Here is a 12,942-nt window from a genome sequence, read left to right as displayed (position 1 = left end):
CGATGGGAGGAAGCTTGGGGAGATTAATCGTGAGCGCCTATTTCGCGCAGTTTACGACCTTTCATCAGATTACGTTCAATATGTTCCAGCGAAACGTGTTTGGTTTCCGGTACCAGCCACAATGTCAGCAGGATAAACAGTACGTTCAGAGCCGCATACACCCAGAAGGTGTTGGCGTTACCCAGTGTGTTGAGCATGGTCAGGAACGTTGCGCCAACGATCATGTTGGCAATCCAGTTGGTGGCGGTGGAGCAGGTGATGCCAAAATCGCGGCCTTTCAGCGGCTGAATTTCGGAGCACAGTACCCAAATCAGCGGACCGGCACTCATGGCAAAACCGACAATAAACATCAGCAGCATGGCGATGGCGAAATACTGCGCTGACGGAGAGTGAATACCGATATGCATCATTGTACCGAGTACGCCCATGCCAGCAGCCATCACCAGGAAGCCCAGCGTTAGCGTTGGTTTACGTCCCCAGCGGTCAACAAGGCCGATTGCGATAAAGGTGGCAAGTACGTTGGTCAGGCCGACAATCACTGTCCCCCACATTTGCTCGGTAGTGTTGGTATAACCCGCCAGTTCGAAGATTTTCGGCGCGTAATACATGATGACGTTCATCCCGGTGAATTGCTGCATTACCTGTAACAGTACGCCAAGGAACACCGCGCGGCGGAAGTTGCTATTCTCTTTAAACAGCGCCCAGCCACTCTGTTTAACCTGCAAACTTTCACGGATTTCATCCAGTTCGCGTTTCGCTTCCGCGCTGGTGTCACGCAGGCGTAGCAGCACGCGTTCGGCATCAACAAAACGGCGTTTGGCGGCAAACCAACGTGGGCTGTCTGGCAGGAAGAAGACACCAATCAGCAGCAAAATTGCCGGGATGATAATCACACCCAGCATCCAGCGCCATGCACCGGTGTAGCTGAAGGCGGTATCAGAAAGATAAGCACCGAGGATCCCGATAGTGATCATCAACTGATACATCGAGATCATACTGCCACGAATTTTTTCCGGCGCAATTTCAGAGAGGTACAGCGGTGCGGTATAAGAGGCCACACCCACCGCCAGCCCCAGTAGAACGCGGGAAAGAATCAGTACTTCAACGTTTGGCGCAGCCGCAGAGAACAGCGAACCGGCAACAAACAAAATTGCGCCGATCATCAGGCTCTTTTTGCGCCCGAGTTTAAAGGAGAGCCAGCCGCTGCCCACCGCACCGACTGCCGCACCGAACATCATGGAGCTTACGACCCATTCTTGCGTGTGCGAAGTAATCTGGAATTCATCTGCAATAAACGGCAGTGCGCCAGCAATTACACCGATATCCAGGCCAAAGAGTAATCCCGCCAGAGCGGCAAGGAAGCAGACGAAAAACGTCATTGCCTTGTTTGACCGCCCCTGTTTTTTAGCGTCAGGCATGATGCCCTCCAATATGGTTATTTTTTATTGTGAATTAAGATAGGTGAGTATGACGTAAAAAGATGTGAAGCAAATCACATTAGTGTAATCGCTTACACTAACATTTATCTTAGTTATGGTTTAAGTGCATGAAAATAATTGAGTTATATCATCATAGATTAAACGCTGTTATCTGCAATTAAGACTTTACTGAAAAGAAATGTAACAACTGTGAAAACTGAATAATAATATGAAAATATTACAAATATTTGGCTGGTGTTATTGGTGTAATCGGTTTCAGTAGTGATGATAATTTGCGATAAAACGTGTTGAGGAAGAATGATGTTATTGTGCGGGCAGCTTTTTGCCGGATGCGGCGTGAATGCCTATCCACCGCGGTGAGGTAAAAGAAAAAGGCCAGCGCGAGGCTGGCCTTTGAAAGCAGGTGAAGAAAGATTACTTCAGACCGGCAGCATCGCGCAGCAGCTGCGCTTTGTCGGTTTTTCCCACGGGAAATGTTCACGACCAAAGTGACCGTATGCTGCGGTTTCTTTGTAGATCGGGTGCAGCAGATCCAGCATCTGAATCAGACCGTATGGGCGCAGGTCGAAGAACTCACGTACCAGCAGAGTCAGTTGTTCAGAAGGCACTTTCTCAGTACCGAAAGTTTCTACCATGATGGAGGTCGGTTCAGCCACGCCGATTGCGTAGGAAACCTGAATTTCACAACGATCGGCCAGGCCAGCAGCAACGATGTTTTTCGCGACATAACGTGCTGCGTAGGCTGCGGAACGGTCCACTTTTGATGGATCTTTACCAGAGAATGCTCCGCCACCGTGACGTGCCATGCCGCCGTAGGTATCAACGATAATTTTACGACCAGTCAGACCGCAGTCACCCATCGGGCCACCGATAACAAAACGACCGGTCGGGTTGATGAAGAATGTGGTGGCAGAAGTCAGCCATTCAGCGGGCAGAATTGGCTTGATGATCTCTTCCATTACCGCTTCTTGCAGCGATTTCTGGTCGATCTCTTCAGAGTGCTGAGTGGAAAGCACGACAGCATCAATACCAACGATTTTGCCGTCGTCATACTGGAAAGTCACCTGGCTTTTCGCGTCCGGGCGCAGCCACGGCAGAGTGCCGTTTTTACGCACTTCAGCCTGACGCTGTACCAGACGGTGTGCATAGGTGATAGGTGCTGGCATCAGCACGTCGGTTTCATTAGTTGCGTAGCCAAACATCAGACCTTGGTCACCCGCGCCCTGTTCCAGCGGATCGGCACGGTCAACGCCCTGGTTGATGTCAGGAGACTGTTTGCCGATAGCGCTCAGAACCGCACAGGAGTTAGCGTCAAAGCCCATGTCGGAATGCACATAGCCAATTTCGCGAACGGTGTTACGGGTGATCTCTTCGATGTCTACCCAGGCGCTGGTGGTGATTTCGCCGCCAACTAAAACCATGCCGGTTTTTACGTAGGTTTCGCAAGCAACGCGTGCTTTCGGATCCTGTTCGAGGATCGCGTCTAAAACGGCATCAGAGATTTGGTCAGCAATTTTGTCAGGATGCCCTTCAGAGACGGACTCGGACGTAAAAAGGTGTTTTGCCATATTTAATATCACCTAAAGAGAATTTGGTTAGCTCAAACTGTTGTGTGGATTTTCTGTGGTAGCGGATCCTACCACGACTCTGCAGGTTAAAAACACTGGCAGTCTGAGTGTTAATCGGTATGGATGGATTAACATCTGGATGGCTATTTTAGGTCAATTCTTCACCCGATTTCCACTTTTTTTTGAATCGTGTCTCATTCTGTTAAAAACGTGGCTGGAAATTTTTCCTGACAATGCCGGCATTCTGCGTATTTATATTTTGCAATTTTCTGCCATTGTGGGGTATAAAACGCAGCGCGCGGCTTAAATAAAAAGCACACGACGTTTCTTTCGTGTTGCCACTTCCAGCCGGGTTGAAATCAGAGTTTTGGCTTGTGGGTTCGTCTTAACAGGCGGCCGTGGAGGTGATACGAAATAATGAACCGTAGTCTGCTGCTTAACCTGTCTCACCGTTCTGGTGAAGATTCGTTCCCCGCACTCTGCATCTCTGCTTTGCATACCTGCCGATGTTATACCCATCTCGGCGCTTCTCAGGATTCAAGAGCTGGTTACAGTTACTGAGGACTGAACAAGGGCGCTCTTGTAAAAACAAGAGTTTTCTCGTGGTTTCGCCGAACTGTCACACTTACGTTCGGTTATGTGCTTAATAATGTTATGAAAAAGAAACCGGTTGCGCAGTTGGAGCGTCAGCATTCACTGCTGGAAAATCCATGTGCTTATGGGTTGTTATCGCAGTTCCAGGCTGCGATAGTCGTTAACTGTTTTACACTTAATAAAATAATTTGAGGTTCGCTATGTCTGACGACATGTCTATGGGTTTGCCTTCGTCAGCGGGCGAACACGGTGTACTACGCTCCATGCAGGAGGTTGCAATGAGCTCCCAGGAAGCCAGCAAGATGCTGCGTACTTACAATATTGCCTGGTGGGGCAATAACTACTATGACGTTAACGAGCTGGGCCACATCAGCGTGTGCCCGGACCCGGACGTCCCGGAAGCTCGCGTCGATCTCGCGCAGTTAGTGAAAACTCGTGAAGCACAGGGTCAGCGTCTGCCTGCACTGTTCTGTTTCCCACAGATCCTGCAGCACCGTTTGCGTTCCATTAACGCCGCGTTCAAACGTGCGAGGGAATCCTACGGCTATAACGGCGATTACTTCCTTGTTTATCCGATCAAAGTTAACCAGCACCGCCGCGTGATTGAGTCCCTGATTCATTCGGGCGAACCGCTGGGTCTGGAAGCCGGTTCCAAAGCCGAGTTGATGGCAGTGCTGGCACATGCTGGCATGACCCGTAGCGTCATCGTCTGCAACGGTTATAAAGACCGCGAATATATCCGCCTGGCATTAATTGGCGAGAAGATGGGGCACAAGGTCTATCTGGTCATTGAGAAGATGTCAGAAATCGCCATTGTGCTGGATGAAGCAGAACGTCTGAATGTCGTTCCTCGTCTGGGCGTGCGTGCACGTCTGGCTTCGCAGGGCTCGGGTAAATGGCAGTCTTCCGGCGGGGAAAAATCGAAGTTCGGCCTGGCTGCGACTCAGGTACTGCAACTGGTTGAAACGCTGCGTGAAGCTGGGCGTCTCGACAGCCTGCAACTACTGCACTTCCACCTCGGTTCGCAGATGGCGAATATTCGCGATATCGCCACGGGCGTTCGTGAATCCGCGCGTTTCTATGTGGAACTGCACAAGCTGGGCGTCAATATTCAGTGCTTCGACGTCGGCGGCGGTCTGGGCGTGGACTATGAAGGCACCCGTTCGCAGTCTGACTGCTCCGTAAACTACGGCCTCAATGAATATGCCAACAACATCATCTGGGCGATTGGTGATGCGTGTGAAGAAAACGGTCTGCCGCATCCGACGGTAATCACCGAATCGGGTCGTGCGGTGACTGCGCATCACACCGTGCTGGTGTCTAATATCATCGGCGTGGAACGTAACGAATACACGGTGCCGACCGCGCCTGCAGAAGATGCGCCGCGCGCGCTGCAAAGCATGTGGGAAACCTGGCAGGAGATGCACGAACCGGGAACTCGCCGTTCTCTGCGTGAATGGTTACACGACAGTCAGATGGATCTGCACGACATTCATATCGGCTACTCTTCCGGCACCTTTAGCCTGCAAGAACGTGCATGGGCAGAACAACTCTATCTGAGCATGTGCCATGAAGTGCAGAAGCAACTGGATCCGCAAAACCGTGCGCATCGTCCGATAATCGACGAACTGCAGGAACGTATGGCGGACAAAATGTACGTCAATTTCTCGCTGTTCCAGTCAATGCCGGACGCATGGGGGATCGACCAGTTGTTCCCGGTTCTGCCGCTGGAAGGGCTGGATCAAGTGCCGGAACGTCGCGCTGTGCTGCTGGATATTACCTGTGACTCTGACGGTGCTATCGACCACTATATTGATGGTGATGGTATTGCCACGACAATGCCAATGCCGGAGTACGATCCAGAGAATCCGCCGATGCTCGGTTTCTTTATGGTCGGCGCATATCAGGAGATCCTCGGCAACATGCACAACCTGTTCGGTGATACCGAAGCGGTTGACGTGTTCGTCTTCCCTGACGGTAGTGTAGAAGTGGAACTGTCTGACGAAGGCGATACCGTTGCGGATATGCTGCAATATGTGCAGCTCGATCCGAAAACGCTGTTAACTCAGTTCCGCGATCAAGTGAAGAAAACCGATCTTGATGCTGAACTGCAACAACAGTTCCTTGAAGAGTTCGAGGCAGGTTTGTACGGTTATACTTATCTGGAAGATGAGTAAGTCCGTATTACTTGAATCCGCTTAATTTAGCGGTGATAATCCGCCACAATTTATTGTGACAAATCCAACCCTTCCTCGTCGGGCCTAACGACGCGGAAGGGTTTTTTTATATCGACTTTGTAATAGGAGTCCATCCATGAGCACCTTAGGTAATCAATACGATAACTCACTGGTTTCCAACGCCTTTGGTTTTTTACGCCTGCCGATGAACTTCCAGCCGTATGACAGCGATGCTGACTGGGTGATTACTGGTGTGCCGTTCGATATGGCCACTTCTGGTCGTGCGGGGGGACGCCACGGTCCGGCAGCGATCCGTCAGGTTTCGACGAATCTTGCCTGGGAACACAATCGCTTCCCGTGGAATTTCGACATGCGTGAGCGCCTGAACGTCGTGGACTGCGGCGATCTGGTATATGCCTTTGGCGATGCCCGTGAGATGAGCGAAAAACTGCAGGCACACGCCGAGAAGCTGCTGGCTGCCGGTAAGCGTATGCTCTCTTTCGGTGGTGACCACTTTGTTACGCTGCCGCTGCTGCGTGCTCATGCGAAGCATTTCGGCAAAATGGCGCTGGTACACTTTGACGCCCACACCGATACCTACGCGAACGGTTGTGAATTTGACCACGGCACCATGTTCTATACCGCGCCGAAAGAAGGTCTGATCGACCCGAATCATTCCGTGCAGATTGGTATTCGTACCGAGTTTGATAAAGACAACGGTTTTACCGTGCTGGACGCCTGCCAGGTGAACGATCGCAGCGTGGATGACGTTATCGCCCAAGTGAAACAGATTGTGGGTGATATGCCGGTTTACCTGACCTTTGATATCGACTGCCTGGATCCTGCTTTCGCGCCGGGAACCGGTACGCCAGTGATTGGCGGCCTGACCTCCGATCGCGCCATTAAACTGGTACGCGGCCTGAAAGATCTCAACATTGTTGGGATGGACGTAGTGGAAGTGGCTCCGGCATACGATCAGTCGGAAATCACCGCTCTGGCTGCGGCGACGCTGGCGCTGGAGATGCTGTATATTCAGGCGGCGAAAAAGGGCGAGTAAGCACCAGATGCGATGCGCACGGGTAAAACGTGCCATTAATGTCGATGCGGCGTGAACGCCTTATCCGACCTACGTTCGGCACCCGTAGGCCGGATAAGATGCGCCAGCATCGCATCCGGCAATGCGCACAAGGTAACAAATGTGCCATTAATGTCAGATGCGGCGTGAACGCCTTATCTGACCTACGTTCGACACCACCAGGCTTTACTTAATCCCATCCGCGCTCATGCGATCGCGAATATGCTGGGCGCGTTCGGCGGATGCCGGATGGTCGTCAAACATTGAGCTTTGGCGGCCTTCTTCCAGTTTCGCCAGTTTTTCAAAGCTGGTGGCAAGACCTGCCGGGCTGATGCCGCGTTGGCGCAGAAGATCGTAAGAATAATCATCGGCTTCTGCTTCCTGGCGCTGGGAGAATTGCGAATTGACTAATTTCTCGCCCAGATCACCAAGTTGTGATTGAGATAAACTGCCGACAATCCCGCCCGCAGAGGCCGCAGCTACTCGCACGGCATTTGTACCAAGCGCCACCTGCATCCCTTTCTTCACATGGCCTAACGCCACGTGCCCCATCTCGTGACCGATCACCGCTTCGACTTCGTTATCCGTCATCATATCCATCAGCCCGCTATAGACGCGGATACAGCCGTTAGCCATTGCAAAGGCGTTCACATCCTTCGCCATATACACTTTGTAATTCACCGGCTGACCGTTGATATTGTTGCCTAGCGCATTGGCAATAGTTGTCAGACGTTTAGCGTATTCGCTATTGGCTGGCGCAATCGTCGCCTTGCTGTCCATCTCCTGACATGCCTGATCGCTCAGGGTTTTCACCTGCGCATCACTCAAACTGTAAGCCTGAAAAGCTTCCGCTCCTGATGAGAGCAGTCCGTTGGAGTCCATATTCTGGCAACCAGTCAGTACCGTTGCCACGCTCATTGCTACCAATAAGGCGCGAATTTTCATGTTTTCTCTTCCGCACAAGGTCAGGATTATTCTAAAAATGCGCCGTTTGCAGGTGAATCGACGCTCAGTCTCAGTATAAGGAAAAGCGCAGCGGACGGGCGAGTAGATTGCGCAACATGCGAGCATGATCCAGAGATTTCTGAAGCGGCAAAAGGATGTTCCATGTACATGACGCGCGGCTTGCGGTAAATTGTTGGCAAATTTTCCGGCGTAGCCCAAAACGCGCTGTCGTCAAGTCGTTAAGGGCGTGCCCTTCATCATCCGATCTGGAGTCAAAATGTCCTCACGTAAAGAGCTTGCCAATGCTATTCGTGCGCTGAGCATGGACGCAGTACAGAAAGCCAAATCCGGTCACCCGGGTGCCCCTATGGGTATGGCTGACATTGCCGAAGTCCTGTGGCGTGATTTCCTGAAACACAACCCGCAGAATCCGTCCTGGGCTGACCGTGACCGCTTCGTGCTGTCCAACGGCCACGGCTCCATGCTGATCTACAGCCTGCTGCACCTCACCGGTTACGATCTGCCGATGGAAGAACTGAAAAACTTCCGTCAGCTGCACTCTAAAACTCCGGGCCACCCGGAAGTGGGTTACACCGCTGGTGTGGAAACCACCACCGGTCCGCTGGGTCAGGGTATTGCCAACGCAGTCGGTATGGCGATTGCAGAAAAAACGCTGGCGGCGCAGTTTAACCGTCCGGGCCACGACATTGTCGACCACTACACCTACGCCTTCATGGGCGACGGCTGCATGATGGAAGGCATCTCCCACGAAGTTTGCTCTCTGGCGGGTACGCTGAAGCTGGGTAAACTGATTGCGTTCTACGATGACAACGGTATCTCTATTGATGGTCACGTTGAAGGCTGGTTCACCGACGACACCGCAATGCGTTTCGAAGCTTACGGCTGGCACGTTATTCGCGACATCGACGGTCATGACGCGGCATCCATCAAACGCGCAGTAGAAGAAGCGCGCGCAGTGACTGACAAACCGTCCCTGCTGATGTGCAAAACCATCATCGGTTTCGGTTCCCCGAACAAAGCCGGTACTCACGACTCCCACGGTGCGCCGCTGGGCGACGCTGAAATTGCCCTGACCCGCGAACAGCTGGGCTGGAAATATGCACCGTTCGAAATCCCGTCTGAAATCTATGCTCAGTGGGATGCGAAAGAAGCAGGCCAGGCGAAAGAATCCGCATGGAACGAGAAATTCGCTGCTTACGCGAAAGCTTATCCGCAGGAAGCCGCTGAATTTACCCGCCGTATGAAAGGCGAAATGCCGTCTGACTTCGACGCGAAAGCAAAAGAGTTCATTGCTAAACTGCAGGCTAACCCGGCGAAAATCGCCAGCCGTAAAGCGTCTCAGAATGCTATCGAAACTTTCGGTCCGCTGTTGCCGGAATTCCTCGGCGGTTCTGCTGACCTGGCACCGTCTAACCTGACCCTGTGGTCTGGTTCTAAAGCAATCAACGAAGATGCTGCGGGTAACTACATCCACTACGGTGTTCGCGAGTTCGGTATGACCGCGATTGCTAACGGTATCTCCCTGCACGGTGGTTTCCTGCCGTACACCTCCACCTTCCTGATGTTCGTGGAATACGCACGTAACGCCGTACGTATGGCTGCGCTGATGAAACAGCGTCAGGTGATGGTTTACACCCACGACTCCATCGGTCTGGGCGAAGATGGCCCGACTCACCAGCCGGTAGAGCAGGTCGCTTCTCTGCGCGTAACCCCGAACATGTCTACATGGCGTCCGTGTGACCAGGTTGAATCCGCGGTCGCGTGGAAATACGGTGTTGAGCGTCAGGACGGCCCGACCGCACTGATCCTCTCCCGTCAGAACCTGGCGCAGCAGGAACGAACTGAAGAGCAACTGGCAAACATCGCGCGCGGTGGTTATGTGCTGAAAGACTGCGCCGGTCAGCCGGAACTGATTTTCATCGCTACCGGTTCAGAAGTTGAACTGGCTGTTGCTGCCTACGAAAAACTGACTGCCGAAGGCGTGAAAGCGCGCGTGGTGTCCATGCCGTCTACCGACGCATTTGACAAGCAGGATGCTGCTTACCGTGAATCCGTACTGCCGAAAGCGGTTACTGCACGCGTTGCGGTAGAAGCGGGTATTGCTGACTACTGGTACAAGTATGTTGGCCTGAATGGCGCTATCATCGGTATGACCACCTTCGGTGAGTCAGCTCCGGCAGAGTTGCTGTTCAAAGAGTTCGGCTTCACCGTCGACAACGTCGTTGCGAAAGCAAAAGAACTGCTGTAATTAGCATTTCGGGTAAAAAGGTCGCTTCGGCGACCTTTTTTATTACCTTGATATGTCCGTTTGCGGACAAGCAATAGATAAAGCGTGTTGCAGATCACAAATATTTATATGCAATAAATATCAATTATGTAATATGCATCACGATATGCGTATTGACATTTGTTGTTATATCTATAACTCAATGTTATATAAGAAATTAATAATTCACTGTTTTCAAAACACCGGTTTCCCTGCTCAATTGCTTTCATTAAACCGCACGAGTATTTTATTTTTACCGCCGGACGGTACCCTAAAAATAAAATAAGGATAATTTATGCGGCTTAGTGACTATTTTCCAGAATCATCAATCTCAGTTATACATTCAGCAAAAGATTGGCAGGAAGCTATCGATTTCTCGATGGTATCATTGCTGGATAAAAACTATATCAGCGAGAATTACATTCAGGCAATTAAAGATTCCACCATTAACAATGGCCCTTATTATATTCTCGCACCAGGCGTGGCAATGCCTCATGCGCGACCGGAATGTGGGGCGCTTAAAACCGGGATGTCTTTGACATTACTTGAACAAGGTGTTTATTTTCCGGGGAATGACGAACCAATTAAATTACTCATCGGACTCTCTGCTGCCGATGCCGATTCGCACATTGGCGCTATTCAGGCGTTAAGTGAATTACTGTGCGAAGAAGAAATACTCGAACAACTCTTAACAGCATCACCAGAAAAACAATTAGCGGACATTATCAGCCGCGGATAATTACTCTCTCCTCTACAGGATAATATTATGGAAAACAAGTCTGCTCGTGCAAAGGTCCAGGCTTTTGGGGGCTTTTTGACTGCAATGGTCATCCCCAATATTGGTGCTTTTATTGCCTGGGGTTTTATTACTGCGTTATTTATTCCCACCGGTTGGCTGCCTAACGAACATTTCGCCAAAATTGTCGGCCCGATGATTACCTATTTATTGCCCGTGATGATTGGTTCTACAGGTGGTCATCTGGTCGGCGGTAAACGCGGGGCGGTCATGGGCGGAATAGGTACTATTGGTGTGATCGTTGGCGCAGAGATCCCGATGTTCCTTGGCTCAATGATCATGGGGCCGCTCGGTGGGTTGGTCATAAAATATGTCGATAAGGCACTGGAAAAACGCATACCTGCCGGTTTTGAGATGGTTATCAATAACTTCTCATTAGGTATCGCGGGGATGCTCCTTTGTCTGCTGGGTTTTGAAGTGATCGGCCCGGCGGTGTTAATTGCCAATACTTTCGTCAAAGAGTGTATCGAGGCGCTGGTACATGCGGGTTATCTGCCTCTGCTGTCAGTCATCAATGAACCGGCGAAAGTGCTTTTCCTTAATAATGCGATCGATCAGGGCGTCTATTATCCGCTGGGAATGCAACAGGCTTCGGTTAACGGTAAATCCATCTTCTTTATGGTGGCCTCTAACCCAGGTCCGGGCCTGGGGCTGCTGCTGGCGTTTACCTTGTTTGGTAAAGGGATGAGTAAACGTTCTGCGCCCGGGGCGATGATTATTCACTTCCTCGGTGGGATCCACGAACTGTATTTCCCATATGTGCTGATGAAGCCGCTGACTATTATTGCCATGATTGCGGGCGGTATGTCTGGTACCTGGATGTTTAACTTACTGGACGGTGGTCTGGTGGCTGGCCCAAGTCCGGGGTCTATCTTTGCTTACCTGGCACTGACGCCGAAAGGCTCGTTCCTGGCGACAATTGCCGGTGTTACGGTAGGTACCCTGGTGTCCTTTGCTATTACTTCGCTGATACTGAAGATGGAAAAAACGGTGGAAACGGAGAGCGAAGATGAGTTTGCTCAGTCAGCCAATGCGGTTAAGGCGATGAAACAAGAGGGTGCATTCTCGTTAAGCAGGGTTAAGCGTATCGCCTTTGTTTGCGATGCGGGGATGGGCTCCAGTGCGATGGGCGCGACCACCTTCCGTAAACGCCTGGAAAAAGCGGGGCTGGCAATAGAAGTAAAACATTACGCGATAGAAAACGTGCCTGCGGATGCCGATATCGTCGTCACTCACGCCAGTCTGGAAGGGCGCGTGAAACGTGTGACGGATAAACCGCTGATATTGATTAATAACTATATTGGCGATCCAAAACTCGACACTTTATTTAATCAATTAACCGCCGAACATAAACACTGATTACAGAGGTAAAAATGAAAACCAAAGTTGCTGCTATTTATGGCAAGCGGGATGTCCGTCTGCGCGAATTTGAACTGCCAGAAATTACCGATAATGAACTGTTAGTGAGTGTAATTTCTGACAGCGTCTGTTTATCGACCTGGAAAGCGGCGTTACTCGGTAGTGAACATAAACGCGTACCCGACGATTTAGAAAATCATCCGGTCATTACCGGGCATGAATGTGCCGGGGTTATTGTCGAAGTGGGTAAAAATCTCACTGGCAAATATAAAAAAGGCCAGCGTTTTGTATTGCAACCGGCGATGGGGTTACCAAGCGGATATTCAGCAGGCTACAGCTACGAATATTTTGGCGGTAACGCCACCTAGGTAATGCTGCCAACTTACTGATTTAGTGTATGATGGTGATTTTAAGGTGCTTGCGTGGCTTCCATTTCCATCAGATGTCCTTCCTGCTCCGCTACTGAAGGCGTGGTGCGTAACGGCAAAAGCACTGCCGGACATCAGCGCTATCTCTGCTCTCATTGCCGTAAAACATGGCAACTACAGTTCACTTACACCGCCTCTCAGCCCGGTACGCACCAGAAATCATTGATATGGCCATGAATGGCGTCGGATGTCGCGCCAGTGCACGCATTATGGGCGTTGGCCTCAACACGGTTTTACGTCACTTAAAAAACTCAGGCCGCAGTCGGTAACCTCG

At 51.1% G+C, this 12,942-nt stretch carries 10 protein-coding genes and 3 pseudogenes; 10 read left to right on the top strand and 3 right to left on the bottom strand.

Annotated elements, in window-relative coordinates:
• Nucleotides 1-23: 23 nt before the first annotated feature.
• Together galP and metK are read right to left on the bottom strand one after the other, a co-directional pair.
• Entirely contained in the window at nt 24-1,418 is a 1,395-nt protein-coding gene (galP, locus tag BFF42_RS11925) for a galactose/proton symporter (RefSeq protein ID WP_001112301.1), read from the bottom strand.
• Between the two features lie 435 nt (nt 1,419-1,853).
• Nucleotides 1,854-3,007 (bottom strand): annotated as a pseudogene (gene metK / locus BFF42_RS11920) (methionine adenosyltransferase).
• Nucleotides 3,008-3,062: 55 nt separating this feature from the next.
• Between metK and yqgD the strand changes: the two are divergent.
• The 5 genes from yqgD to speB all read left to right on the top strand — a co-directional run bounded on the left by yqgD (nt 3,063) and on the right by speB (nt 6,835).
• Entirely contained in the window at nt 3,063-3,314 is a 252-nt protein-coding gene (gene yqgD / locus BFF42_RS26770; protein WP_012421373.1) for a protein YqgD, read from the top strand.
• Between the two features lie 110 nt (nt 3,315-3,424).
• The gene (yqgG, locus tag BFF42_RS28175) at nt 3,425-3,568 is read left to right on the top strand and encodes a protein YqgG (protein ID WP_005043917.1); all 144 of its coding nucleotides are present in this window, start codon (nt 3,425-3,427) and stop codon (nt 3,566-3,568) included.
• 93 nt (nt 3,569-3,661) lie between these two features.
• A complete protein-coding gene (gene yqgB, locus BFF42_RS11915) occupies nt 3,662-3,793 on the top strand; it encodes an acid stress response protein YqgB (RefSeq protein WP_001297406.1) in 132 nt (43 codons plus the stop codon).
• An 8-nt stretch (nt 3,794-3,801) separates the two neighbouring features.
• Nucleotides 3,802-5,778 (top strand): biosynthetic arginine decarboxylase, encoded by a 1,977-nt coding sequence (speA, locus tag BFF42_RS11910; protein WP_001295380.1) that lies wholly within the window; start codon nt 3,802-3,804, stop codon nt 5,776-5,778.
• 136 nt (nt 5,779-5,914) lie between these two features.
• Nucleotides 5,915-6,835, top strand: coding sequence for an agmatinase (gene speB, locus BFF42_RS11905; RefSeq protein WP_000105586.1), 921 nt, complete (start codon nt 5,915-5,917; stop codon nt 6,833-6,835).
• Nucleotides 6,836-7,039: 204 nt separating this feature from the next.
• Here speB and loiP read toward each other — a convergent pair whose 3' ends face one another.
• Nucleotides 7,040-7,798 (bottom strand): metalloprotease LoiP, encoded by a 759-nt coding sequence (gene loiP / locus BFF42_RS11900; RefSeq protein WP_000701842.1) that lies wholly within the window; start codon nt 7,796-7,798, stop codon nt 7,040-7,042.
• Between the two features lie 277 nt (nt 7,799-8,075).
• On the opposite strand from loiP, the gene tkt reads away from it, so the two are divergent.
• The 5 genes and pseudogenes from tkt to BFF42_RS11875 all read left to right on the top strand — a co-directional run.
• Complete coding sequence (gene tkt, locus BFF42_RS11895) at nt 8,076-10,067, top strand: transketolase (RefSeq protein ID WP_000098622.1); 1,992 nt, start codon at nt 8,076-8,078, stop codon at nt 10,065-10,067.
• Nucleotides 10,068-10,380: 313 nt separating this feature from the next.
• Entirely contained in the window at nt 10,381-10,824 is a 444-nt protein-coding gene (gene cmtB, locus BFF42_RS11890) for a PTS mannitol transporter subunit IIA (RefSeq protein WP_001239646.1), read from the top strand.
• 27 nt (nt 10,825-10,851) lie between these two features.
• On the top strand, nt 10,852-12,240 hold the full coding sequence (gene cmtA, locus BFF42_RS11885) for a PTS mannitol transporter subunit IICB (RefSeq protein ID WP_000428805.1): 1,389 nt from the start codon (nt 10,852-10,854) through the stop codon (nt 12,238-12,240).
• Nucleotides 12,241-12,254: 14 nt separating this feature from the next.
• Nucleotides 12,255-12,605: pseudogene (locus tag BFF42_RS11880) on the top strand (alcohol dehydrogenase catalytic domain-containing protein); the annotation flags it as partial.
• Nucleotides 12,606-12,662: 57 nt separating this feature from the next.
• Nucleotides 12,663-12,942, top strand: a pseudogene (locus BFF42_RS11875) (IS1-like element transposase); the annotation flags it as partial.

This window comes from Shigella sp. FC1661 (assembly GCF_001712525.1).
In the GTDB taxonomy this organism is placed as follows: domain Bacteria; phylum Pseudomonadota; class Gammaproteobacteria; order Enterobacterales; family Enterobacteriaceae; genus Escherichia; species Escherichia coli.
Note: the sequence above shows the minus strand (reverse complement) of the source record. Positions and strands in the feature narration are given on the sequence as shown.

What these genes read in the sequence shown, in the direction of transcription:
- loiP (WP_000701842.1), bottom strand. Translation starts at nt 7,798, where the DNA reads ATGAAAATTCGCGCCTTATTGGTAGCAATGAGCGTGGCAACGGTACTG.
- tkt (WP_000098622.1), top strand. Translation starts at nt 8,076, where the DNA reads ATGTCCTCACGTAAAGAGCTTGCCAATGCTATTCGTGCGCTGAGCATG.
- cmtB (WP_001239646.1), top strand. Translation starts at nt 10,381, where the DNA reads ATGCGGCTTAGTGACTATTTTCCAGAATCATCAATCTCAGTTATACAT.
- galP (WP_001112301.1), bottom strand. Translation starts at nt 1,418, where the DNA reads ATGCCTGACGCTAAAAAACAGGGGCGGTCAAACAAGGCAATGACGTTT.
- yqgG (WP_005043917.1), top strand. Translation starts at nt 3,425, where the DNA reads ATGAACCGTAGTCTGCTGCTTAACCTGTCTCACCGTTCTGGTGAAGAT.
- speB (WP_000105586.1), top strand. Translation starts at nt 5,915, where the DNA reads ATGAGCACCTTAGGTAATCAATACGATAACTCACTGGTTTCCAACGCC.
- yqgB (WP_001297406.1), top strand. Translation starts at nt 3,662, where the DNA reads ATGAAAAAGAAACCGGTTGCGCAGTTGGAGCGTCAGCATTCACTGCTG.
- speA (WP_001295380.1), top strand. Translation starts at nt 3,802, where the DNA reads ATGTCTGACGACATGTCTATGGGTTTGCCTTCGTCAGCGGGCGAACAC.
- cmtA (WP_000428805.1), top strand. Translation starts at nt 10,852, where the DNA reads ATGGAAAACAAGTCTGCTCGTGCAAAGGTCCAGGCTTTTGGGGGCTTT.